The sequence below is a fragment of the Tanticharoenia sakaeratensis NBRC 103193 genome, from assembly GCF_000963885.1.
GTDB classification, from domain to species: domain Bacteria; phylum Pseudomonadota; class Alphaproteobacteria; order Acetobacterales; family Acetobacteraceae; genus Tanticharoenia; species Tanticharoenia sakaeratensis.
Map to the genome: position 1 here is coordinate 1 of NZ_BALE01000032.1, position 23,208 is coordinate 23,208.

The following is a 23,208-nucleotide window of genomic DNA, read 5'->3' on the forward strand; positions in this document are numbered from 1 at the left end:
ACAGACCTTACCCAAAAACGAGGGCATTCCACGGGGCAGGGTCAGACGATGCTCAGCCCCCACAGCACGGCAAATCCGAGAACCGTTCCCAGAATGCCGAGCCCGATCTGGCCGCCGCCGAAACACAGACCGAGAACCGTGACGATCCACAGCGTCGCGGCCGTCGTCACGCCGAGGACCATGTTCTCCCGTCGCAGGATGGCGCCGCCGCCGATGAAGCCCATGCCCGACAAAATACCGAGTGGCAGCCGCATCAGATCGAGCGTGACGAAGGAATCCGGCCTTTTGCCGATGGTGCCGAGGAGCCAATTCGCCTGAAGCGTGGCAAGGCACGCGGCAAGACACACCAGCGTGGTCGTCCTCAACCCGGCGGGGCGCCCGTGCTCGTCACGATTCAGGCCGTAGAGTATTCCGGCTGCCAGCGCCGACATGAGCCGCAGCGTGATGTCACTCCAGTGCAATGTCGTGGTCATCGGTGTTGCGGCTCTCCCCTGCACAATACGGTCGAACAAGATGGCGCGTGTGTCATCCTGAAGAAGCCGGGCCGTCCCGAAAGGTTTTTACGGGCATCACCGTTCCCGCGATGTGTCGCTCTGTTTCGTCGGAAGGTGGAAACACCGGCGACGGCCCGAAGGGTGACGGGGGTCTGCGCGCGAATATCGAGCCATGGGACACCGCATCCGAAGTTCGTGAACCATGAGTGGTTGCATCCTCGAAGTTCTTTGCGCTGCCGTCCCGGCCTTGGCGCCTTCTTCCCAGAAGATCATGGGGCTTTTCAAATCATGTCGCCGCGCGGCCTGCGCTCTGGCGCAGGTGTGGCACGGAGACGCCGTATTTCCCGGCGTTCCGCGGGGGAGGTGCTGCAGGCGTCTCACGTTTCTGTCAGCCGGACATGAATTTCGCGAGACGGGAGGAAGGGCATGCATGATCCATGTCAATGTCATGATCCATGAAGGCGCATAGAAAACCGATCCGGAGCCGCAATGCCCGCATAGGGAGCCTGGCTGCGGCGGGACTGTCGGGCCGAAGCGACGATCGTCCTGTGCCTGCGTTCGGGCACCTGTCCGACAAGTGCGCTGTTGTGACATGGCGCCAGGGAGATCCTTCGACATGGCCGTGATCCTGACGTTCAATGCCGGCTCGTCGAGCATCAAGTTCGCCGTGTTCGATGCGACCGGGGCCCGCCAGACCAGTGGCGAATTGCAGGGGATCGAGACGCAGCCGGTGCTTGTGGCGAAGGACGGGCGCGGCAAGACCCTGGCCGACCGGCGCTGGACGCTGGAGGCGGGCATGGATCCGCATCTGGCGGCGATCAAGGCGATGATGGCGTGGCTCGACGAGCATGTCGGCCTGGCACACCTTCAGGCCGTGGGGCACCGCGTCGTGCATGGCGGCCCGGATTTCGCGCGGCCTTTGCTGGTCACGGACACTGTTCTCGAGCGCCTCGAGGCGCTTACGCCGTTCGCGCCCCTGCACCAGCCCGCCTGTCTGGGGCCGATCAAGGCACTGCGCACGGCCTATCCGGATCTGCCGCAGATCGCCTGTTTCGACACGGCGTTTCATCGCACGCTGCCGCCCGTGGCGCGGCGTCTGGCTGTGCCGCGCGACTACGGTGCGCGCGGTGTGCGGCGCTACGGGTTTCACGGCCTGTCATACGAACAGATCGCCCGGCGCCTGTCGCGCGATGCGCCGGATCTGGCGCGCGGGCGTGTTCTGGTTGCGCATGTCGGCAACGGGGCCAGCCTGTGCGCGATGCGCGCCGGTGCGAGCATCGGCACGACCATGGGGTTTTCGGTGCTCGACGGGCTGGTCATGGGCACGCGGTGCGGCACGCTCGATCCCGGCGTGCTGCTTTACATGATGCGCGAGGAAAAGCTCTCGCCCGAGCGGATCGAGGCCATTCTCTATCACGAATCCGGCCTGCGCGGCGTCTCCGGTGTCTCGAGCGACATGCGCGAATTGCGCAGGCAGTCCGACGATCCCGCCGTGCGCGAGGCGCTCGATCTGTATGTCCGGCGGTTTCAGGAGCAGGCCGGTGCCATGATCGCCACCCTGCAGGGGATCGACGGCCTCGTGTTCACAGGCGGGATCGGAGAGCATGACGCGGAATTCCGGCGTGACGTGTGCGCCGGTTTGGGCTGGCTCGGCGTCATACTGGACGTTGCGGCCAACGCGTCGCACCGGCCGGTCATCTCGGCGCCGGAGAGTGCCGTGGCTGTCCGGGTCATCCCCGCCGACGAGGAAGCATCCATTCACCGGCATGCCCTGGCGTGTCTGGCCACACGACAGGCAGAAGAGAGAGACGATGAGCGATAATCCGACCCCTTTGTCCCCCGATGACGTCGCGCTGTTCACCAGGTGGTGGTTTGCCGCGAACTATCTCTCGGTCGCGCAGATCTATCTTCTCGCGAACCCGCTGCTGCGCGAGCCGCTGAAGCGCGAGCACGTCAAGCCGCGCCTGCTGGGGCACTGGGGCACGACGCCGGGGTTGAACTTCCTCTATCTCCACCTGAACCGGATCATCCGGCAGCAGGATCGCAGCATCCTGTTCATCGCAGGTCCGGGCCACGGCGCGCCGGGTGTCGTGGCCAGCACCTATCTCGAAGGCACCTACACCGAATATTTCCCCGACGTGACGCAGGACGTGCCGGGCCTGGACCGGCTGGTGAAGCAGTTCTCGTTTCCGGGCGGCATTCCGAGCCATGCGGCGGCGACCACGCCGGGTTCGATTCATGAGGGTGGGGAACTGGGTTATTCCCTCTCGCACGCCTATGGCGCGGTGCTGGACAATCCCGATCTGATCGTGGCCTGCGTCGTGGGTGACGGCGAGGCCGAGACCGGGCCGCTTGCGACCTCGTGGCATGGCAACAAGTTCCTCGATCCGAAGACGAGCGGGGCGGTGCTGCCGATCCTGCATCTCAACGGCTACAAGATCGCCAATCCGACGATTCTCGCGCGTATTCCCGAAGAGGAGCTGATCGCGCTGTTCCGTGGCTATGGCTACGCGCCGATCCTTGTCGAGGGGCATGATCCGGCGATCATGCACCAGAAGATGGCGGCCGCGATGGATCAGGCCTTCGCCGATATCGATGCGATCCAGAAGGATGCGCGCACCGGCGGCACGGAAGCCGAGCGCCCGGTCTGGCCGATGATCATCATGCGCACGCCCAAAGGCTGGACCGGTCCCAAGACCGTCGATGGCCAGCGTGCGGAAGGCTACTGGCGCTCGCATCAGGTGCCGTTCTCGGACATGGACAAGCCCGGCCATCTGGAACTGCTGTCGGAATGGCTGTCGAGCTACAGGCCGGATGACCTGTTCGACGAAAACGGCACGTTGCGGCCCGAAATCCGGGCGCTCGCGCCCGAGGGCGACCGCCGGATGAGCGCCAATCCGCATGCCAATGGCGGCGCCCTGAAGCGGCCGCTGCGCCTGCCGGACCTCGAGCCGTACGCAATCGACGTCCAGTCGCCCGGCAAGACGACGGGCGAGAGCACGCGGGTCCTGGGCGCATGGCTGCGGGACGTGATGAAAGAGAATCTCGCGAGCCGCAATTTCCGCGTGCTGTCGCCGGACGAAAACAATTCCAACCGCCTCAATGCCGTCCTCGACGTGACGGGGCGCGCCTGGGAGGCGGAGACGGTCGATTACGACGATCATCTCGCGCCCGACGGGCATGTCATGGAAATCCTGAGCGAACACACCTGCCAGGGCTGGCTCGAGGGCTATCTGCTGACGGGCCGGCACGGGCTGTTCTCGTGCTACGAGGCGTTCATCCATATCGTGGACTCGATGGTCAACCAGCATGCGAAATGGCTGAAGACCGCGCAGGAAGTGCCGTGGCGCCGCCCGATCGCATCCCTGAACTATCTGCTGACATCCCATGTCTGGCGTCAGGACCATAACGGGTTCAGCCATCAGGATCCGGGCTTCATCGACCACGTCATCAACAAGAAGGCGGACATTGCGCGTGTCTATCTGCCGCCGGACGCGAATACGCTGCTGGTCGTGGCGAAGCACTGCCTGGAAAGCTGGGACCGGATCAATGTCATCGTGGCGGGCAAGCAGCCCGAGCCGCAATGGCTGAGCCTCGACGCCGCGATCCGGCATTGCGCGCAGGGTATCGGGATCTGGGAATGGGCCAGCAACGACCGCGGCGACGTGCCGGATGTCGTTATGGCATGTGCGGGCGACGTGCCCACGCTCGAGACGCTCGCGGCAGTGTCCCTGCTGCGCAAGCATGTGCCGGATCTGAAGGTTCGTGTCGTCAACGTGGTCGATCTGATGACGCTGGAGTCCAAGCGGCAGCATCCGCATGGGCTCGACGATGCATTGTTCGACAGCCTGTTCACGCCGGACAAGCCGGTGATCTTCGCCTTCCACGGCTATCCGCAGCTCATTCACAAGCTGATCTACAAGCGCGAGAATGCCCGGAACTTCCATGTGCATGGCTTCCGCGAGGAAGGCACGACGACGACGCCGTTCGACATGACGGTCCGCAACGAACTCGACCGCTTTCATCTCGTGCTGAACGTCATCCGTCGGGTGCCGAAGCTGGCCGAGCGGGCGGCCTATGCCACGCAGGCGATCCACGACAAGCTTGTCGAACATCGCCTGTATGTCACCCGACACGGCGAGGACATGCCGGAAATCCGGGACTGGAGCTGGACATGACCGAAAACATGACCGGGGACCCCAACGGGGATGGGCCAATCCGCCTCGTGCTGGCGGATGTCGATGGCACGCTGGTGACGAAGGCCAAGGTGCTGACGCCACGCGCGATCGCTGCCGTGAAGCGCCTGCGCGCGCGGGGCATTCTGTTTGCCATCACGAGCGGCCGGCCGCCGCGCGGCATGCTGATGCTGCGCGAGCCTCTGGCGATCGACGAACCGACCGCGGGATTCAACGGCGGTGTCGTCGTCGATGCGAGCGGACAGGTCATCGAGACGCGGACGCTGACCGAGGCGCAGGCGCGGCAGGTCATCGGCATCATTCGCGATCATGGCGCGGATCCGTGGGTCTATACCGGCACCGACTGGATCGTGACGAAGGCGGATGCGCCGCATGTCGCGCGCGAGCAGGCAACCGTTCAGTTTCCGCCGACGGTCGGCGATATCGCGGCGGATCTGTCTCAGGTCGTGAAGATCACCGGCGTCAGCGACGATGCCGGGCTGATGCAGCGTCTGGAGCATGACCTGCAGCAGGCGATGAGCGACGGCGCATCGGCGGCGTGTTCCCAGCCCTATTATGTCGACGTGACGAACCACGATGCGAACAAGGGCGGCGTGGTGGCGATGCTCGAACGGCGGCTCGGCGTTCCGGCCGCGCAGATGGCGACGCTGGGCGATCAGCCCAACGACGTCCTGATGTTCCGCAAGAGCGGGATGTCGATCGCGATGGGACAGGCGAGCGACGCGGTGAAACAGGCTGCGACATACGTCACGACATCCTGCGAGGACGAGGGCTTCGCGCGCGCGATCGAGCGCTTCGTGCTGCGTGAGGGCGACGGGGCCGACTGACCGCGTGCGTCAGGAGGGCCGAGGCGGTTTTCGTTGTCCTGACCGCCTGCGGCTGAATCCTGTGACGTATGGGCCGGACGGCAGGGTGCGGCTATAGCCGTTTCATGCTGACCCGTCTCTTCCCGCTCTGGGCCATTCTCGTCTCGGTCGTCGCGGTGCTCGCGCCCGCGCCGTTCCTGAAGATCACGCCGGCCGTCACGGCGCTGCTGGCGTTCATCATGTTCACCATGGGGGTGACGTTGAACCCCGGTGACTTCCGGCGGATCGCGCGCCGTCCGTGGCCGGTCCTGGCCGGTGTCGGGCTCCATTATCTGGTGATGCCGTTCGCGGCCTGGGCGATCGCGCATGCGCTGTCGATGCCGCCCCAACTGACCACGGGCATGGTGCTGGTCGGCTGCGTGGCAAGCGGGACGGCGTCCAACGTCATGATCTATCTCGCGCGCGGCGACGTGGCGCTGTCGGTCAGCATCAGCACGTTGTCCACGCTCGTCGGGATCGTGGCGACGCCGCTGCTCACGCGGCTCTATGTCGCATCAGGCATTGCCGTGGATGCGTGGGGGCTGTTTCGCAGCATCATCCTGATCGTCGCCCTGCCGGTGTTCGGAGGCCTTGTGGTCAACACGTTCCTTCACCGGGCCGTGCGCCGGATTGAACCGGCGCTTCCGCTGGTCGCGATGGTTTCGATCCTGGTCATCATCGCCTGCATCGTGGCGGGCGTCGGGCCGTCTCTCGCCTCCGCAGGGCCGCTCGTACTGGTGGGCGTGATCCTGCATAATGGGATCGGGCTTCTGGGCGGCTACTGGGGCGGGCGCCTTCTAGGGTTTGACGAAAAGGTGTGCCGGACGCTGGCGCTTGAGGTCGGGATGCAGAATTCCGGTCTCGCGGCGACGCTCGGGCGGCTTTATTTCTCGCCGCTGGCGGCCCTGCCCGGCGCGGTCTTTTCGATCTGGCACAACATCTCAGGCTCGCTGCTGGCCGCCATCTGGGCCGGCCGGAAGAGTCCGCGCACGGACTGATACCGGCCAAGGCTTCGTGCGCGGCAACGCCGCTTTGGCAGACGGGAACGGGCAATCCGCTGCGTGTGTTACAAAGGTCTCACTTTGCCGTTATAGATCACGGGTGATCTGTTCATTCACGGGTTTTGAAGGCATGTAGTGGCTCCTGTGCCCCAGGGCCCGGCGCGTTGCCGGACACCGGACAGGCACACGAGGATCGCCTTCATGGCAGTGAGCGACGCTGCGATGACACCACGCGCCCCTGGCCCTGCCTGTCTGGTCTCGCGCACCGCGCGAGCCGATGCGCGGGCATGGCCGTCCTGTCCGTCGTGCGATGCAGGGTGCCGGATCGAACGGAACGGATGATGAGAAAACTGACTGCGCTCAACCGGGCGCTCAAGGGTGCGTTCGCCGCCGTACTTCTTGTCGGCGTGGCGGGAGGCGCCATTTCGGCGCATGCCCAGACGAAGCCGATGGTCGGCATCGCCATGCCGACGAAGTCGTCCGCCCGGTGGATTGCCGACGGCGACAACATGGTCAAGACCCTGCAGGCGCGTGGGTATCGCACCGACCTGCAATATGCCGAGGACGATGTTCCGAACCAGCTGTCGCAGATCGAGAACATGGTGACGAAGGGCGATACAGTCCTCGTGATCGCCTCGATCGACGGCACGACGCTGTCGGACACGTTGCGGCGTGCGGCAGCCCATGGCGTAAAGATCATCGCCTATGACCGCCTGATCCGGAATTCTCCCGATGTCAGCTATTATGCGACGTTCGACAACTTCAAGGTCGGCGTGCTGCAGGCGACGTCCCTTGTTCAGGCGCTCGGCCTGCCCGCGGCGAAGGGGCCGTTCAACATCGAGCTGTTCGGCGGATCGCCCGACGATAACAACGCGTATTTTTTCTATAACGGCGCAATGTCCGTCCTGAAGCCCTATCTCGACAGTGGCAAGCTGGTCGTGCGGTCAGGGCAGATGGGCATGGACAAGGTCTCGACCCTGCGCTGGGACGGCGCAACCGCCCAGGCCCGCATGGATAACATCCTCAGCGCCTATTATTCCGACCGGCACCTCGATGCCGTCCTGTCCCCGTATGACGGGATTTCGATCGGCATCATCTCGTCGCTGAAAGGTGTGGGCTACGGGAGCGGCGATACGAAGATGGCCTATGTCAGCGGGCAGGATTGCGAAATTCCGTCCGTGAAGGCCATCGTCGCGGGCGAGCAGTATTCCTCGATCTTCAAGGACACGCGTCAGCTCGCGAAGGTCGCGGCCGACATGGTGGATTCCGTGCTGAGCGGCAAGCCGGTCGCGGTCAACGACACCAAATCCTACAATAACGGCGTGAAGGTCGTGCCGGCCTATCTCCTGCCGCCAGTCGTCGTGACCAAGGACAACGTCGAGAAGACGCTCCTCGACAGCCACTACTACACGAAAGAACAGATCGAGTAGTTTTCGATATCTTTACAGGACCGCTCCGGATTACGGAGCGGTTCATGGAAACGGAAGCCGCATCCATGAACGCCATTCTCGAAATGCGCGGCATCAGCAAGAGCTTCGGGCCGGTCAAGGCTCTGAGCGACGTCACGTTTTCGGTCAAGCCGGGCGAGATCCATGCGATCTGCGGCGAGAACGGGGCCGGAAAATCGACCTTGATGAAGGTGCTCAGCGGGGTCTATCCCGCCGGGACGTACGAAGGCCAGATCATCTATGAGGGTGTCGAGCGCCGGTTCCGCGCGATCGGCGATTCCGAGGCGCTCGGCATCATCATCATCCATCAGGAACTGGCGCTGATCCCGCTGCTGTCGGCGGCGGAGAACATCTTCCTGGCGCATCCGCCCGGCCGTTTCGGGGTGATCGACCGCGATAGCGTCTGGCAACGGGCGAAGGCCGTCATGCGCAAGGTGGGCCTGGACGATTCGCCCGATACGCTGATCACCAACATGGGGGTCGGCAAGCGTCAGCTCGTTGAAATTGCCAAGGCTCTTTCGAAGAACGTCAAGCTCCTGATCCTCGACGAGCCGACCGCGAGCCTGAACGAGCGTGACAGTGCCGCGCTGCTGGACCTGCTGCTGGAATTCAAGGCGCAGGGCCTGTCCTCGATCCTGATATCGCACAAGCTCAACGAAATCTCGCGCGTGGCCGACCGCATCACCATCCTGCGTGACGGACGGTCGGTCGAGACGATCGACTGCCATGCGGAGCCGGCTTCGGAAGATCACATCATTCGCGCCATGGTCGACCGCGACCTCGAGCATCGCTATCCGGAGCACACGCCGAAAATCGGCGATCTCCTGATGGAAGTGTCGGACTGGACGGTTCACCATCCCATCCATACGGACCGCACGGTCATCCACGGCGTCGATTTCCATGTGCGGGCCGGTGAAATCGTGGGGATCGCAGGTCTCATGGGGGCAGGCCGGACCGAATTTGCGATGAGTCTGTTCGGCCGCTCCTACGGGCGGCGGATCTCGGGAGAAGTGCAGATCAAGGGTCGCCGGGTCGACGTCTCGACCGTGCAGCGCGCGATCAAGGCAGGGCTCGCCTACGTCACGGAAGATCGCAAGGAGCTCGGTCTGCACCTTGCGGACGATTTGCGCCACAACATCACGCTGGCCAATCTCGGCGGCATTTCGCACCTGCGGGTTCTCGACGGGATCCGCGAACTGCGCGTGGCGAACGATTACCGGCGCCGGATGAACATCCGCTGTTCGGGCGTCGACCAGGAATCGGGCAATCTGTCCGGCGGCAACCAGCAGAAGGTGGTGCTGTCGAAGTGGCTGTTCACCTCGCCCGACGTGCTGTTCCTCGACGAGCCCACGCGCGGCATCGATGTCGGCGCGAAATACGAAATCTACTGCATCATTCAGGAACTGGCCGACAGCGGACATGGCGTTGTCGTCATCTCGTCCGAGATGCCCGAACTGCTTGGCCTGTGCGACCGGATCTGCGTGATGAACGAGGGGCGGTTCGTGGGCGAGTTCACGCGCGAGGAGGCGAGCCAGGAGCGGATCATGCAGGCGATCATGCGCGACGTGCGGTCGGTCCCTGACGAGATTCCCGCCATGCCGCAGGGCTCGGAACGGGCAGCCGAGACCGTCGGACCGTAGAGGCGCGAACACACCATATGACCGAAGCACGAATGACGGGGGCTTCCATGTCTCAGACCATACAGGGCGCGCTGCGGACGCAGCCGTCGGGCCTTCCGGAAAAAACCCGGACGGCCGCCGACTTCATCAAGAACAGCCTGCGCGACTACGGCATGATCCTGTCGCTGATCGCGATCATGGCGTTCTTCCAGATCGTGACGCACGGAACGCTGCTGCGGCCGCTGAACCTTACCAACCTCGTCCTGCAGAACAGCTACATCGTGGTGATGGCGTTCGGCATGCTGCTGGTCATCGTCTCGGGCCATATCGACCTGTCGGTCGGCTCGAGTGCGGGGTTCATCGGCGCGGTCGCGGCCGTCATGATGGTGAATTATCATATCAATTTCATCGCGGCGACGCTTGCGTGCCTCGTGCTCGGCGGGCTGATCGGCGCGGCGCAGGGATACTGGATCGCGTATTTCAAGATCCCGTCCTTCATCGTGACGCTGGCCGGGATGCTCGTCTTCAAGGGACTGGCGCTGGCCCTTCTGGGCGGCCAGTCTCTCGGCCCGTTCTCCACCACGTTCCAGAAGCTGTCCTCGGGCTTCATTCCCGAATTCCTGCCCCATGCAGCGCGCTTTTACCCGACATCCCTGATTTTGGGGGCCGGGGTTGCGGCATTGCTGGTGGGGCTTGCCGTGCGGGATCGCGTGCGGCAGGTCCGCAATGACATGGAGGTCGAGCCTCTCTCCCTGTTCGCCGGGCGCAATGCCGCGATTTTCGGCATCATCGTCTATCTGAGCTGGCTGATCGCGTCCTATCGCGGCCTGCCCAACGTGCTGATCATCATGGCGATGCTGATCGCGTTCTACGGGTTCGTGACAGAGCGCACGACGATCGGGCGCCAGATCTATGCCGTGGGCGGCAACGTGCGCGCGGCCCGGCTCTCGGGCGTCAAGACCGAACGGCTGACGTTCTTCACCTTTGTGAACATGGGCGTGCTGGCGGCCCTTGGCGGCCTCGTCTTCGCGGCCCGGCTCGATACGGCCAGTCCCAAGGCGGGGCAGGGGTTCGAACTCGATGTCATTGCGGCCTGCTTCATCGGCGGTGCGTCGGCCTATGGCGGCGTCGGCCGGGTCGGGGGCGCCGTGATCGGGGCGCTGATCATGGGTGTCATGAACAACGGCATGTCGATCATGGGGATCGGCATCGACTACCAGCAGGTGCTGAAAGGTCTCGTCCTGCTCGGCGCGGTCTGCGTCGATGTCTACAACCAGCGTCGGTGATCCCATGACGATCCGCATTGCCCTCGTGGGGTTCGGACAGATCGCCCGGTCGCATCATGTGCCGGCGATCGCCGAAAATCCGGCGTTCCAACTGGCGGCGGTCGTCAATCCGGTGGACGTCGCGGTGCCGGATGGCGTGCCGCTGCTGTCCAGCTTCGCGGCATTGCAGGCGGAGGACATCGGCGTGGACGCGGTTGCGATCTGCACGCCGCCTGCCATTCGACCGGCGGTTGCCCGGCAGGCACTGGCGGCGGGATTGCACGTCCTGCTGGAAAAGCCGCCGGCTGCGACCGTCGCCGAGGCACGCAATCTCGGCTGTCTTGCGGCGGGCAACGGATGCAGCATCTTCGCAGCCTGGCACTCCGTCTTTGCGGCCGGGGTGCCCGTCGCACGCGCCCTGATCGCAGCTCATGGCCTGCAGTCGATGGCCATCACGTGGCGGGAAAATGCGGACAAATGGCATCCGGGCGCCACATGGCTCTGGGGCGCGGAGGGTTTCGGCGTGTTCGACCCGGGGATGAATGCGCTCTCGATCGCGCTTGCGACGACAGGCGCAGCCCTCGTGCCACGGGCGGCCGACCTGACGTTCCGTCCCGGCCAGGAGGCGCCGGTTACGGCTACGGTTTCCTTCACGCTGCCCGATCCGAAGATCGCGGCCAGCGCCATATTCGATTCCGGCTATACGGGCTCGGACGAGACCTGGACGATCGACTGGACGCTGGGCGACGGGTCGCCCCTCGTCCTGTCGGATGGAGGAGCCACGCTCGAGCATGACGGGCGCCGGCTGATAACGCCTCGCGCCGGCGATATGTCCTCGCTCGATCAGGAATATCCGGCACTCTATCGGCATTTCGGCGACCTGATTACCCAGGCCCGGTCAGAGCTGGATATCCGGCCGCTGCAGATCGTCACGGATATTCTTGCAAGCGGCGTCCGACGCGCGGCATAGGGCGTTTCAGAACCGTTGCAGCAGCGACCTGACGATGGCGGCCGTGCCGGGAGCCAGTGTGAATCCGAGCGCGCCATGGCCGACATTCAGGATCACGTTGTTCCATGATGTCGGGCAGACGATCGGCACGCCATCCGGCGTCGCGGGACGCATCCCGGCCCAAGGCTCTGCGGTCTCGAACGGACCTGCTTCGGGCAGGGTGGCTTTGGCATGGGCCCGAAGCTGCGCGATGCGCTTCGAATCCAGCGCATCGTCCCGGGCACCGATATCGACCATCGCGGCAAGGCGCAGCCTGTCGTCCAGCCGGGCATAGACGATACGACGGTCGTAGTCCGTGACGCTGATGCGGGGTGCGGCAGCATTGGCCGGCAGCGTGAGGCTGTAGCCTTTCAGTCCGTAAAGCGGCAGGCGCAGACCCAGAGGTGCCGCGATCGACCGGCTGTCGAGACCTGCCGCGAGCACGATCTGCGCGGCGTCGACCGGGCGCCCGTCGAGGCGCAGGACTGCGCGGCGTGATGCGCCAGGCGCAAGTGTTGCCGTGCCATGGAGCGTGCGAAAGCGCGGACTCGACGCCATACGATCGAGCAGGGCGGTGCAGAAGGCGTGACAGTCCGCCACTTCATCGCCGGGTGCGAAAATGCCGCCGGCAAGCTGGCCTGCGACAGGCGTCAGGGCCGGTTCGAGTGCTGCGCACTCTGCGGCGTCGAGTGGACGCTGATGATCCGGGTCGATCGCGGCAAGCGCCTTTCTGAATCCCGCGCCGTTCCGATAGGCGATCAGCTTGCCGGGCTGGCGCCACGCAAATTCGTCGAGACCTTCCTTGCGCCACGTCGTCAGCTCACGCTGGCTGTCGAGGGCGATGCCCAGAAGGATGCGTGCGCCGCGATCATGGGTGGTCTTGCGGCAGGCGCGCAGAAATCCGGCCATCCAGCGCCACTGATGCGGATCAAGGCGGGGGCGCAGCGAGATCGGCGCGCCCGGACGCAGGGCCCAGGCAATCGCCTGCCGCGGCACGCCGGGGGCCGCGAGGGGGGCCACATATCGATAGCTGAGCTGGCCGCCATTGGCGAAGCTGGCCGCGCGGCCGACACCGGCCTGCCGCTCTACAAGTGTCACGTCATGCCCGTCGCGCCAGAGGGCATAGGCTGTCGAAAGTCCGACGACACCGCCTCCGATGATGGCAACCGTTGTGCTGTGCGCGGGAGATGTCATGGCATCCGATGAGATGGAGAATTGGCCGGGAAGCAGGCGGATTTTTCCAGAATGTTTACGTGAAATCCGCCAGGGAGCCGATCGTCTCGTGGAGTCGGCGCCCGGAAAGGCGCGAACTTCGATAGCATGCGTGTACGCCGGGGCCGAAGCCTCGGCATTTCGTCTCAGAAACCGGCCGTCAGCGACACGACGCCCGCAAATCCGCCGCCGACATAATACAGCGGGGTCTGGGCCGCGATGTTCGTGCCATAGACGCCGCGCGTGGCTTTCGCGTTGCCGACGAGGCTGGAGGCACCCGACAGATAGCCGCTGTTGCCGAGATTGATCAGGTTGAGCTGGATCTGCGGATGCCTGACCCATGCGAAGCTCGGCATCCGATATCCCATCGACACGTTGCCGACGATATAGGACGGGATCTTCTGGTCGTTCATGAAGGTCGAATACTGCGAGCCGACATAATTCAGGTTGAAGTTGCCGAAGAAACGGCCGTCGTCATAGGCAAGACCGATCGCGCCCGAGAACTTCGGCGTATTGACGGCCATTTTCCCCTTCGTCGGTAGAAGGTCCGTGCCGACCGAGAGGTTGTTGTCAATCGTCGCGTGCAGGTACTGACCCGAGAGATAGGGGCTGAAGTGATGCCATGGACGCAGGCCGAGTTCGATTTCGCCACCGCGCGATGTCTGGCCGCCTGCGTTGATCGAGGCCGTGGTGGGAACGCCATTGAGATAGACGGTCGAACTGAGCTGACGATTGGTCAGGTTGTAGTTGAAGAAGGCCGCCGAGATGTTGACCAGCCCCGTATGGCGATAGCCGATTTCCTCGCCGATCGAATATTCGGGCGCGAGGTTGGTGGCGTGGCTGTGCGCGATCGTGCCGGTCGTCGTGCTGAAATAGTCGGCCATGGTCAGGATCGAGGACGGCGCACGGAAGGCGGTCGTGCCGTTCAGGTAGATCTGGTCATGCTTCGTCAGCTGGTAGCTGGCGAGAAACTGCGGGAGCGGCTCTGCATAGTTCACGCCGGTCTTGTAGGTGGCGCCCGGGATGAGCTGCGTGGACTGGCGCGAGACCATCGCCTCCTTGAAGCCGCCTTCGATCGTCAGGCGGTCGTTGAGGAGATGGAGCGTATCGTCGATGTAGAGCGCGTTGGTCTGCTGCAGGAAATTGATGTTGTAGCGCGACAGCGCGAGTCCGGCCTGCGTCATGATCGGGTAATTGCCCTGCAGCGACGACACATTGCCGTTGCCGTAGACCTGCCCGTAGAACGAGTGCTCCTGCTGCGTGTAGTAGGCGTACCAGTAGCCGACCGAGAGCGTGTTGTAGCGCGTCTTCCAGTGCAGGGCGGAATTCAGGCCCGTATTGTGTTCGTCGAACGTGTCGATCGCGGCGGCGGTGACGGTCGGCGCCGTGGTGCCGACCTGAAGCGGGCCGGTGTTCTGCGTGCCGACATAGGAATTGGCGGTTGAGAGCGTGGTGCCGCCGTCGCCGTAGCCCCAGAAATAGGTGTAGTACGGCGTGACGTCCGCGCTGAGCTCGTCCGACAGGTGGAAGTGGACGGGCGCCCCGAGCATCAGCGAGTTGCGCTGGTTTTCCTCGAACTTGTAGTAGGCGGCGCCGCCTTTCGCGTAGCTTCCGGCATAGTTCGCGGCCGTGCCGTGGGCGTTCCACTGCGAAAGCGAGGGCGTCTGCATGTAATAGCCGGTGGGGCTGTTGTAGGAGACGACGAAGGACGCGTGGTTGTCCTTTCCCCAGTCCTTCACGGCCTTGCCGTCGACATGGTAGCGCGTGCTGCTGCCGGGACCGCGCCAGTTATGGTTGCCTTCATAGGAGAAGGACACGAAGCTGCGGATGCCGGTATGGCCGATCTCGCCGGAATCGAGCCGCAGGAACTCGCGGTTCAGCTTGTACGATCCGTAGGCGACGTCGATGAGGCCGCCCATCTTTTCCGCCGGATTGCGGACCGTCTCCGAGAGCTGGCCGCCGACGGCGTTGTAGAGCGGCGCCGAAAGGTCGGCGGAGCCCTGCGACAGGCTGAGGCTCTGGATGTTTTCGTTGTCGGCCGTCGTGCCGGTGAAGATGAAGAAATTCAGCGGGTCGGACGCGGGGATGCCTTCATAGGTATAACCCAGTTCGAACTGCGTCAGACCGCGCACCGACAGGCTCACCTGCTGGTCGGACGTGCCGAGCGGATCGCCGCTGCCGGTCACGACGCCGGGCAGGCTTGCGATCATGTTGGTCGGGTTCGAGGTCGGGCTTTCCTTCGCGATGAAATCCCGCGTGAGGCCGCTGCGTGATTTCGGGGCGGTCTGCGGCGGCATGAGGCCACCACCGGGCGTCGTTCCGGTCACGCCGTTGGCGCTGCTAAGACCGGCCTGCACGGTGATCTGCTCGTCATGATGGGCCGTGACGGCGGCGGGCGGTGCGGATGCCTTGCGGACCGGCGGCTTCTGAGGGGCAGCGGCGGCGACATGGCGTCGGGCATGGGCGTGTTTCGACGAGACCGCGGGGGCGGCCAGCGCGCTGCCTGCCAACAATGTCAGGGCGAACATCGAGATGCTCGCCGGCCTGCCGTATCCTCGCCGCATGGTCATTCCTCTCTCCGGTTGGATACCAAACTATGACCAGAGAAGACCTATTGGCAAGTCGTTATGAGACCGGAACCGTGCCGGATCGTGACGGGTGTGGCGGCGGCAGCACACTGCCGATAAAGCGGGCAGCCGATCGTGTATGGTGTTCTCCTGTCAATACGAGCAACGCGGTGCAAAATGCTCGTTGTGCTCACAAAGGCATTGTTCTGGTATTATTGTCGGGTTATGTACGCGGCAAGCCGAAGAAGGGGGCGCATGCGTATCGCCGATATCGTCGTGATCTGCGCCTATCTGGTGCTTCTGCCTTGCGTGACCCTTGCCTTGTCGCGCCGGGGCGGTGCGCAGGACTTCCTGTCCGCGCATCACGACCTGCCGTGGTGGGCGATCTGCCTGTCACTCGTTGCAACGGAAACCTCGACGCTCACCTTCATCAGCGTCCCGGGCGTCGGCTACACAGGCGGTCTGGTCTTTGCCGGACTGGCGGGCGGATACCTGATCGGGCGCGTCGTGGTGGCAGCCTGGTTCCTGCCGCTCTATGCGCGCGGTGCCATGACGAGTGCGTATCAATATCTGGGCGAGCGGTTCGGCCCCCGGCTGCAGCAGGTGGCGTCAGGAGCCTTCCTGGCCACGCGGCTCGTGGCCGAAGGCGTGCGGCTGCTGGCCGGGATGCTGCCGCTGGTCTGGCTGCTGGCGCAGGCGGGTATCCCGATCGGCCGGGCCGGACTGCTCTGCATCATCATGGCGGCGACGCTGGCCTACACCATGCTCGGCGGCCTGCGGGCCGTGGTCTGGTCGGACACGATCCAGCTCGCGCTCTATCTGTTCGGCGCCGTTTTCTGCGTGGTGCTGCTCTGGCCGGGGATGGCAGGCGGCGGCTGGCACGCGGCCGCCATGTCCGGACACCTTGCGCTGTTTCATCATCTCGGCGTCCGCAATGCGCTGGCCGATCCGTTCACGCCCCTTGCAGCCCTTCTGGGCGGCGCGATCCTGTCCGTCGCGTCCCACGGCACCGATCAGCTCATGGTGCAGCGGCTGCTCGCCGCCGGAAGCCTGCGCTCCGCGCGCGCCGCCCTTGTTGGCAGCGCGGTGCTGGTCGGGCTTCTGTTCGGATTGCTCTCGCTGATCGGCGTTCAGCTCTGGGTCGCGCATGGCGGTGCATCGCTCGGCCAGCTCGGACTGCATGGCCCGGATGACCTGTTTCCGCGCTTTATCGCAACCGGCCTGCCGGCGGGCTTCGCGGGGCTTCTGGTCGCAGGCGTGCTCAGCGCCACGATGGGGTCGCTGTCGGCCACGCTGAATGCGATGGCCGGCGTGCTGCTGACGGATTTCGGGCCGGCACCCGGCCGACTTTTCGAGCGGATCGCGGGCGGCCTGCGCCTGTCCGGCGGGCCGCTCGCGGCCGCGCGCCTGGCGACGCTGTTCTGGGCGGGTGCGCTGATCGTGTGCGCGCTGCTGCTCGGACATTCCGACCGGTCGGCGGTGATCATCGGGCTTACGGTGGCGGGCTGGTCATACGGACCGACACTCGGCGCGTTTCTCTTCGGCATGATCGCCCCCCGGGCGACTGCGCGGGATGCCATGGCCGGCCTTCTGGCGGGGCTGATCGGCATGGCGGCGTTCATGGAAACGGCGCAGGTCTTCGGCTGGCGGATTGCCTTTCCATGGCTCGTGCCGCTTGGAGTGATCGTGATGCTTCTGGCAGCGTGGCTGTCGATGGTGCTGGGCGGGGCGCGCCGAGCCGTACCGATTTTGGACAAGTAAAGAGACAACTGGACCTTCATGACCCAAAGCCTTCCCACGACCGGTACCGAGCGTCACGACCCGCGTTACGCGGATATCGATTTGTGGCCGACGGGCGCCGTGCTCGATGCCCTGGCCGAAGCGCAGATGACGGCGACGGCGCTGGTGCGCGCCGCCGTGCCCGAGATGGAGCGGATCGTCGATGCGGCATTGCCGCGCCTGCAGCGCGGCGGCCGCCTGTTCTATGTCGGGGCCGGAACATCGGGACGGATCGGTCTGCAGGACGGCGTCGAACTGACGCCGACCTTCGGCCTGCCGCCCGAGCGCCTCGTGCTGTTGCTGGCGGGTGGCACGGGCGCGCTGTTCGAGGCGGCGGAAGGCGCGGAAGACCGCGAGGACGTGGCCCGCGCCGAGATCATGGCGCACGCACCGGGGCCCGACGACGTGGTGTTCGGCATCGCGGCCAGCGGCGGCACGCCCTACACCTGTGCGGCCGTTGCGGCCGCCCGCGCGGCGGGCGCGCTGACGGTCGGCATTGCCTGCAATCCATCGGGCCGCCTGCTGCGCGAGGCCGAATGCCCGCTGGCGATCGTGACCGGTCCGGAAGTGATCGCGGGCTCGACGCGGCTCAAGGCCGGGACCGCGCAGAAGGCGGCCTTGAACCTCCTGTCCACGACACTGATGGTGCGTCTGGGACATGCCTATCGCGGCCGGATGGTCGACATGCGGGTCGTGAACGCCAAGCTCGAGGGCCGGGCGGAAGGCATGGTCCGCACGCTGGCCGGCGGGACGGATGAGGAGATCCGCGCGGCCCTGAAGATCGCGGGCAACAACGTCAAGCGGGCGGTGTTGATCCGTCACGGCCTGTCGCTCGAGGACGCGGAAGCGGTGCTGGTGCGCGCAAAAGGCGATCTGCGGGTGGCGCTGGCCGATCTCGATGACGTTGGACGAGGCTGATGGATATGCCCGCATCGGACCGGATGTTCGCGCAGCTGGCCCCGGATCCGAACGATCACAAGCCACTCTATCTGCAGCTTGAGGACAATCTGCGTCGTCTGATCGGCGGCGGTGCCCTGCGACGCGGCGACGCCGTGCCGTCCGAGCGTGACCTTGCCGAAATGACCGGGGTGTCTCGCGTCACGGTGCGCAAGGCGCTGGAGAAGCTGGTCGAAACCGGCCTTCTGACCCAGCGTGCGGGGGCCGGAACGTTCGTTGCCGGCCGCATCGAGCAGCCGCTGTCGGTCCTTGTCGGGTTTTCCGAGGACATGCGCGCCCGCGGCCGCGAGCCGGGATCGGTCTGGCTGGACAAGCTCACGGCGGGCGCCAGTCCGGACGAGGCCATGGCGCTGGGCATTGCGCCAAACGCACCGGTTCTGCGCCTGCGGCGGATCCGTACAGCCGATGGCGAGCCGATGGCGATCGAGACTGCCGTGATCTCCTGCCGCGACCTGCCATCGGCCGATCTGGTGCAGGATTCGTTCTACAACGCGCTGAAAGTACGCGGGCTGATCCCGGTGCGGGCCCTGCAGCGCATCCGGGCCGGTCTCGCGAGCGCCATGGAAGCCAGGCTGCTCGAGCTCGACCGGCCGAGTTCGATCCTCCAGATCGAGCGGCGTTCCTTCCTGGCGGACGACCGGGTGCTGGAGGTCACGTTCTCGTCCTATCGCGCGGATCTGTATGATTTCGTGGTCGAGCTGCGCACGTCCGGGGATCTGACATGATGCAGCCGCTGCGCGTCATCGGCCTGATGAGCGGGACGTCGCTGGACGGCGTGGATGCGGCCGTGATCGAGACCTGCGGCGAGCGGATCGCCTGGCACGGTCCTTCGCTCAGCCTGCCTTACGATCCCGCCCTGCGTGCACGCGCACGTGCCCTGCTGGATCGCGCGGCAACCATTGCGTCCGACAATCCGGAAGTGCGGGCGATCGAGCAGGCGCTGACCGCGCGCCATGTCGAGGCGGTGCAGGCCCTGCGGGTTCAGGTGGAGGCCCCGATCGATCTCATAGGCTTCCACGGGCAGACGATCTTCCATGCACCGCAGCAGGGACGCACCTGGCAGATCGGCGATGCCGCGCGTCTTTCCCGGGAGACCGGGCTCGCGGTGGTCCATGATTTCCGCAGCCGCGATGTCAGCCTCGGCGGGGAGGGTGCGCCACTGGCGCCCTGGTATCATGCGGCCCTTCTGCAGGGGCGGCCGGGGCCGGTTGCGGTCCTCAATATCGGTGGGGTCGCGAACGTCACGATGATCGGCGCCGACGGCACGATCGTCGCCTGCGATACGGGTCCGGGCAATGCGCTGCTGGACGACTGGGCGCTGCGTCATACCGGCGTGCCCTACGACCGGGACGGCGCACTGGCCGCCGCAGGGCAAGTGCATACCGGTATCGTCGAGCGCCTGCTGGCCGACCCGTTCTTTGCACAGGCGCCGCCCAAATCGCTGGACCGTCAGAGTTTCGCCCATGCGCTGGCTGCCGTTGACGGCCTGTCGGCACAGGATGGAGCCGCGACCCTTGCGGCCCTGAGCGTCGAGGCCGTGCGGCGCACGGTGCTGCCGGAGGCACCGCGTGAATGGTACGTCTGCGGCGGCGGACGGCACAATCCGACGCTGATGGCGGGCCTGCGGGCCGCACTGAACGCAGCCGTGGCGCCCGTCGAGATGCTCGGCTGGGACGGCGATGCCCTCGAAGCCGAGTGCTTCGGCTTCCTGGCCGTGCGCAGCCTGCGCGGCCTTCCCCTGTCGGCGCCCGGCATTACCGGAGCGCCGGATCATGAAACCGGTGGCCGCCTGACCTGCGCGGGGATCGCCTCCCCAGGCTGGCTGACCCGTGTCCTGTCCACCCCATACGCTGGAGTGCCTGCATGAAGATCATCATTCGACCCGATGCGACGGCCGCGTGCACCACGGTCGCGGATATGATGCGCACCGTCGTGCGTGCGAAGGGCCGCGCCGTTCTGGGGCTTGCAACCGGCCGCACGATGGAAGCGGTCTATGCCGATCTTCTGTCGCAGGAAGCGCGCGATCCGGTTGGATTGTCAGGGTGCACGACCTTCAACCTGGATGAATATTGCGGTCTGGCGCCCGACAGTGCGCAATCCTATCGCGCCTACATGGAGGCGCACCTGTTCGAGGCAGCGGGTCTGACGCGTGCGCAGACGCACGTGCCGGACGGGCGCGCATCCGATATCGACGCTGCCTGCACGGCCTACGAAAACGCTATCCGCGCGGCCGGCGGCATCGACCTGCAGCTGCTCGGCATCGGCGAGACCGGCCATATCGGGTTCAACGAACCGCTGTCGTCCTTCGCTTCGCGCACCCGGCGCGTGCAGCTCGATGCGCGCACCCGGTCGCAGAATGCGGAGATGTTTGCGGGCCTGGACGAGGATGTCCCGACGGACGCCGTGACGATGGGCGTCGGCACCATTCTCGAGGCGCGACGCATCGTCCTCCTGGCAACGGGGGCTGCAAAGGCCGGGATCGTGGCGCGTGCGCTGCAGGGGCCGATCACCGCGATGATCAGCGCGACCGCGCTGCACTTCCATCCGGACGTGACGGTGGTGCTCGACACGGCCGCCGCCGCGGATCTCGTGGACTAGGAACGCTCGAGCATCAGCATCACGAAGTGTTAACCGGGACGGCATCAGGACGACAGGACACCGCATGCCTGGCCGGCAGGTCACGCAGGAAGGATCTTGATGTTCACCGTTCTGGATTGCCTTGTTCACTGTCACAGCATCTGGCTCGTCGCGCTCGCCGTCCCGCAGATGATGGACGTGATCCGTAAGGTTCTGGCATTGGGGCGGAGTTTCGACATTCCGGTCCTTGCCGAGGGGATCGAGACACCGGAACAACTGCAGATGCTGAACGAGGAAGGATGCAGGGAAGGGCAGGGCTATCTGCTCGGTCGTCCGGTGCCGCTCGACCAGATCACGCTCGGTGAGCTAATCCTAGCCTGCATGTCGCCGGGTCCGTCTGCGCGGGTTCCGATGTCCGGAGCTGAAACATCCGCGCCCGGGCCCGGCCCTGATGAGGCAGCGTTTCTCGACTGTCCTTCCGATCGTGCCATGCAGATGGCTCTATTGGCCTTAGAGCGCTCGAACTCTTTCTGCCTGCTGCTGCTTGTCTGCAGTTTTCCTGGAAAACGATCTGTCCGTCCGGCGACATCAGCCCGACCCGCGATGATCCTGCCGTCGAACCACAGAGAGGGGCAGCAGTTGTTGTCTTATCGGGATCCCCTGTATTCCGTATGGGTGAGCACCTTCATCAATCAAGGACTGCATGACGATGGCCTATGCGACGACCAACCCTTACACGGGTGAGACGCTCCAGACGTTCCCCGAAGCAACGGATCAGGAAGTCCAGACCGCAATCACGGAAGCCTATGATGCCTTCAAGGCGTGGCGGCACGTATCGTTCGCGGAGCGCGCCAAGGTGATGTCGGCGGCCGCGTCGATCCTTCGGCGGGATGTCGATCGGTTCGCGCGTCTTCTGACCACCGAGATGGGGAAGCTCTACAGCGAAGCGAAGCTCGAGACGGAGCTGTCGGCCGAGATTTTCGACTACTATGCCAGCAATGCCGAAGAGCTGCTGAAGCCGGAAAAGCTTTCCGTCGCCGATCCCAAGGAAGGCGATGCCGTTCTCGTGCACCAGCCCCAGGGCGTGCTTCTGGCGATCGAGCCCTGGAATTTCCCCTATTACCAGATTGCCCGAATCATCGCGCCCCAGCTTTCCGCAGGCAATACCGTGCTGCTGAAGCACGCATCCAACGTGCCGCAGTGTGCGGCGGCGTTTGATGCCCTCATGCAGGAAGCCGGTCTGCCGCACGGTGCATTCCGCAATCTCTATACCGCGCGCAATCATACCGAGATGATCCTGAATGATCCGCGTGTCTGCGGCGTGGCGCTGACAGGTTCCGAAGGGGCTGGCGCCGTTGTCGCCGCAATTGCCGGCAAGGCGCTTAAGAAGGCCACCATGGAGCTGGGTGGATCGGACGCCTTCATCGTTCTGGACGATGCCGATCTTGAGAAGACCGCCAAATGGGCCGTGTTCGGACGTCACTGGAACGCGGGCCAGGTGTGTGTGTCGTCCAAGCGCCTGATCGTGGTCGATGGTGTGTACGACCGGTTTGTCGATCTCTACAAGAAGGGCGTCGCCGCGCTGAAGGCCGGTGATCCGATGGACCCGTCCACGACGCTTGCGCCAATGTCCTCTCAGCGTGCCGTCGACGATCTGCGGCAGCAGGTCGAGGATGCCAAGAAGCACGGGGCCATGGTCGAGGTAATCGGCGCGCCGGTTCCCAATGACGGCGCGTTCTTCCAGCCGCTGCTCATGACGAACCTTCATGAGCAGAATGAAGCACGGCATTGGGAATTCTTCGGCCCGGTGACACAGCTCTACCGCGCGAAGGACGAAGCGGATGCGATCCGGATCGCGAACGACTCTCCCTTCGGCCTTGGTGGATCGGTGTTCACGAAGGACACGCAGCGCGGCGTGAAGGTTGCCGAGCAGATCGAGACGGGCATGGTGTTCGTCAATCACCCGACCATGGTCAAGGCTGACCTGCCGTTCGGCGGTGTTGCACGGTCAGGTTATGGGCGTGAACTGATCGGTCTCGGGATCAAGGAATTCGTGAACCACAAGCTGATCGACGTCGTCGATATCGACGCACCGTTCTGATCTGAACGCCGGAATATGGTCGGGCCAATGCCCGGCCATGGTCCGGCAGGTCTGGAGGCGTTGCGGCCCATCCAAGGGCCGTCACTTTCTGTCAGTCGCAGATGGTGAGATTGATGCCGGCTTCGGTGAGGTTCTTGCGGCTGGTGTCCGAAAGGCCGT

18 protein-coding genes are annotated in these 23,208 nt (G+C 64.9%); 15 read left to right on the forward strand and 3 right to left on the reverse strand.

The window, feature by feature from the left end:
* Window positions 1–41 precede the first annotated feature (41 nt).
* On the reverse strand, window positions 42–473 hold the full coding sequence (locus B8446_RS10965) for an MgtC/SapB family protein (protein ID WP_084712281.1): 432 nt from the start codon (window positions 471–473) through the stop codon (window positions 42–44).
* 637 nt (window positions 474–1,110) lie between these two features.
* Here B8446_RS10965 and B8446_RS10970 point away from each other — a divergent pair.
* From B8446_RS10970 to B8446_RS11005, 8 genes are all read left to right on the forward strand, one after another.
* On the forward strand, window positions 1,111–2,316 hold the full coding sequence (locus B8446_RS10970; protein ID WP_048849561.1) for an acetate/propionate family kinase: 1,206 nt from the start codon (window positions 1,111–1,113) through the stop codon (window positions 2,314–2,316).
* The gene (locus B8446_RS10975; RefSeq protein ID WP_048849563.1) at window positions 2,306–4,672 is read left to right on the forward strand and encodes a phosphoketolase family protein; all 2,367 of its coding nucleotides are present in this window, start codon (window positions 2,306–2,308) and stop codon (window positions 4,670–4,672) included. Before B8446_RS10970 ends, B8446_RS10975 begins: the two co-directional genes overlap by 11 nt.
* Window positions 4,669–5,517 (forward strand): Cof-type HAD-IIB family hydrolase, encoded by an 849-nt coding sequence (locus B8446_RS10980; RefSeq protein WP_084712282.1) that lies wholly within the window; start codon window positions 4,669–4,671, stop codon window positions 5,515–5,517. The genes B8446_RS10975 and B8446_RS10980 overlap by 4 nt, the downstream gene beginning before the upstream one ends.
* Window positions 5,518–5,621: 104 nt before the next feature.
* Complete coding sequence (gene panS, locus B8446_RS10985) at window positions 5,622–6,533, forward strand: ketopantoate/pantoate/pantothenate transporter PanS (RefSeq protein ID WP_048849583.1); 912 nt, start codon at window positions 5,622–5,624, stop codon at window positions 6,531–6,533.
* Between the two features lie 344 nt (window positions 6,534–6,877).
* Window positions 6,878–7,966: a multiple monosaccharide ABC transporter substrate-binding protein gene (chvE, locus tag B8446_RS10990; RefSeq protein WP_048849585.1), complete on the forward strand. Its 1,089-nt coding sequence runs from the start codon at window positions 6,878–6,880 to the stop codon at window positions 7,964–7,966.
* A 44-nt stretch (window positions 7,967–8,010) separates the two neighbouring features.
* Window positions 8,011–9,624: a multiple monosaccharide ABC transporter ATP-binding protein gene (gene mmsA / locus B8446_RS10995; protein WP_306301109.1), complete on the forward strand. Its 1,614-nt coding sequence runs from the start codon at window positions 8,011–8,013 to the stop codon at window positions 9,622–9,624.
* Between the two features lie 47 nt (window positions 9,625–9,671).
* Window positions 9,672–10,889 (forward strand): multiple monosaccharide ABC transporter permease, encoded by a 1,218-nt coding sequence (mmsB, locus tag B8446_RS11000; RefSeq protein WP_048849588.1) that lies wholly within the window; start codon window positions 9,672–9,674, stop codon window positions 10,887–10,889.
* 4 nt (window positions 10,890–10,893) lie between these two features.
* A complete protein-coding gene (locus B8446_RS11005; protein WP_048849564.1) occupies window positions 10,894–11,838 on the forward strand; it encodes a Gfo/Idh/MocA family protein in 945 nt (314 codons plus the stop codon).
* A 6-nt stretch (window positions 11,839–11,844) separates the two neighbouring features.
* On the opposite strand, the gene B8446_RS11010 is transcribed toward B8446_RS11005, so the two are convergent.
* Complete coding sequence (locus B8446_RS11010) at window positions 11,845–13,050, reverse strand: FAD-dependent oxidoreductase (RefSeq protein ID WP_048849566.1); 1,206 nt, start codon at window positions 13,048–13,050, stop codon at window positions 11,845–11,847.
* Between the two features lie 164 nt (window positions 13,051–13,214).
* Window positions 13,215–15,638, reverse strand: a complete 2,424-nt coding sequence (locus B8446_RS11015) for a TonB-dependent receptor (protein WP_084712284.1) — start codon at window positions 15,636–15,638, stop codon at window positions 13,215–13,217.
* A gap of 252 nt (window positions 15,639–15,890) precedes the next feature.
* On the opposite strand from B8446_RS11015, the gene B8446_RS11020 reads away from it, so the two are divergent.
* From B8446_RS11020 to B8446_RS11050, 7 genes are all read left to right on the forward strand, one after another.
* Window positions 15,891–17,396: a sodium:solute symporter gene (locus B8446_RS11020; protein ID WP_048849568.1), complete on the forward strand. Its 1,506-nt coding sequence runs from the start codon at window positions 15,891–15,893 to the stop codon at window positions 17,394–17,396.
* Window positions 17,397–17,414: 18 nt separating this feature from the next.
* Window positions 17,415–18,332 carry an N-acetylmuramic acid 6-phosphate etherase gene (locus B8446_RS11025; RefSeq protein ID WP_048849570.1) on the forward strand — a complete coding sequence of 306 codons (918 nt, stop codon included), beginning with the start codon at window positions 17,415–17,417 and terminating at the stop codon, window positions 18,330–18,332.
* Window positions 18,332–19,096 (forward strand): GntR family transcriptional regulator, encoded by a 765-nt coding sequence (locus B8446_RS11030; RefSeq protein ID WP_241767752.1) that lies wholly within the window; start codon window positions 18,332–18,334, stop codon window positions 19,094–19,096. The genes B8446_RS11025 and B8446_RS11030 overlap by 1 nt, the downstream gene beginning before the upstream one ends.
* Entirely contained in the window at window positions 19,093–20,238 is a 1,146-nt protein-coding gene (locus B8446_RS11035) for an anhydro-N-acetylmuramic acid kinase (RefSeq protein WP_048849571.1), read from the forward strand. Before B8446_RS11030 ends, B8446_RS11035 begins: the two co-directional genes overlap by 4 nt.
* Window positions 20,235–20,969 (forward strand): glucosamine-6-phosphate deaminase, encoded by a 735-nt coding sequence (locus B8446_RS11040; RefSeq protein WP_048849573.1) that lies wholly within the window; start codon window positions 20,235–20,237, stop codon window positions 20,967–20,969. The genes B8446_RS11035 and B8446_RS11040 overlap by 4 nt, the downstream gene beginning before the upstream one ends.
* Before the next feature lie 99 nt (window positions 20,970–21,068).
* Entirely contained in the window at window positions 21,069–21,692 is a 624-nt protein-coding gene (locus tag B8446_RS11045) for an EAL domain-containing protein (protein ID WP_048849576.1), read from the forward strand.
* Window positions 21,658–23,049: an NAD-dependent succinate-semialdehyde dehydrogenase gene (locus B8446_RS11050; RefSeq protein WP_048849578.1), complete on the forward strand. Its 1,392-nt coding sequence runs from the start codon at window positions 21,658–21,660 to the stop codon at window positions 23,047–23,049. The genes B8446_RS11045 and B8446_RS11050 overlap by 35 nt, the downstream gene beginning before the upstream one ends.
* Window positions 23,050–23,208: the final 159 nt, after the last annotated feature.

Bases quoted from the DNA above. Each gene is read 5' to 3' on its own strand.
- B8446_RS10970 (WP_048849561.1), top strand. From the start codon at position 1,111: ATGGCCGTGATCCTGACGTTCAATGCCGGCTCGTCGAGCATCAAGTTC.
- B8446_RS11015 (WP_084712284.1), bottom strand. From the start codon at position 15,638: ATGACCATGCGGCGAGGATACGGCAGGCCGGCGAGCATCTCGATGTTC.
- B8446_RS10975 (WP_048849563.1), top strand. From the start codon at position 2,306: ATGAGCGATAATCCGACCCCTTTGTCCCCCGATGACGTCGCGCTGTTC.
- B8446_RS11040 (WP_048849573.1), top strand. From the start codon at position 20,235: ATGAAGATCATCATTCGACCCGATGCGACGGCCGCGTGCACCACGGTC.
- mmsB (WP_048849588.1), top strand. From the start codon at position 9,672: ATGTCTCAGACCATACAGGGCGCGCTGCGGACGCAGCCGTCGGGCCTT.
- B8446_RS11050 (WP_048849578.1), top strand. From the start codon at position 21,658: ATGGCCTATGCGACGACCAACCCTTACACGGGTGAGACGCTCCAGACG.
- B8446_RS10980 (WP_084712282.1), top strand. From the start codon at position 4,669: ATGACCGAAAACATGACCGGGGACCCCAACGGGGATGGGCCAATCCGC.
- B8446_RS11010 (WP_048849566.1), bottom strand. From the start codon at position 13,050: ATGACATCTCCCGCGCACAGCACAACGGTTGCCATCATCGGAGGCGGT.
- chvE (WP_048849585.1), top strand. From the start codon at position 6,878: ATGAGAAAACTGACTGCGCTCAACCGGGCGCTCAAGGGTGCGTTCGCC.
- B8446_RS11045 (WP_048849576.1), top strand. From the start codon at position 21,069: ATGTTCACCGTTCTGGATTGCCTTGTTCACTGTCACAGCATCTGGCTC.
- B8446_RS11035 (WP_048849571.1), top strand. From the start codon at position 19,093: ATGATGCAGCCGCTGCGCGTCATCGGCCTGATGAGCGGGACGTCGCTG.
- B8446_RS11020 (WP_048849568.1), top strand. From the start codon at position 15,891: ATGCGTATCGCCGATATCGTCGTGATCTGCGCCTATCTGGTGCTTCTG.
- B8446_RS10965 (WP_084712281.1), bottom strand. From the start codon at position 473: ATGACCACGACATTGCACTGGAGTGACATCACGCTGCGGCTCATGTCG.
- B8446_RS11005 (WP_048849564.1), top strand. From the start codon at position 10,894: ATGACGATCCGCATTGCCCTCGTGGGGTTCGGACAGATCGCCCGGTCG.
- panS (WP_048849583.1), top strand. From the start codon at position 5,622: ATGCTGACCCGTCTCTTCCCGCTCTGGGCCATTCTCGTCTCGGTCGTC.
- mmsA (WP_306301109.1), top strand. From the start codon at position 8,011: ATGGAAACGGAAGCCGCATCCATGAACGCCATTCTCGAAATGCGCGGC.
- B8446_RS11025 (WP_048849570.1), top strand. From the start codon at position 17,415: ATGACCCAAAGCCTTCCCACGACCGGTACCGAGCGTCACGACCCGCGT.
- B8446_RS11030 (WP_241767752.1), top strand. From the start codon at position 18,332: ATGGATATGCCCGCATCGGACCGGATGTTCGCGCAGCTGGCCCCGGAT.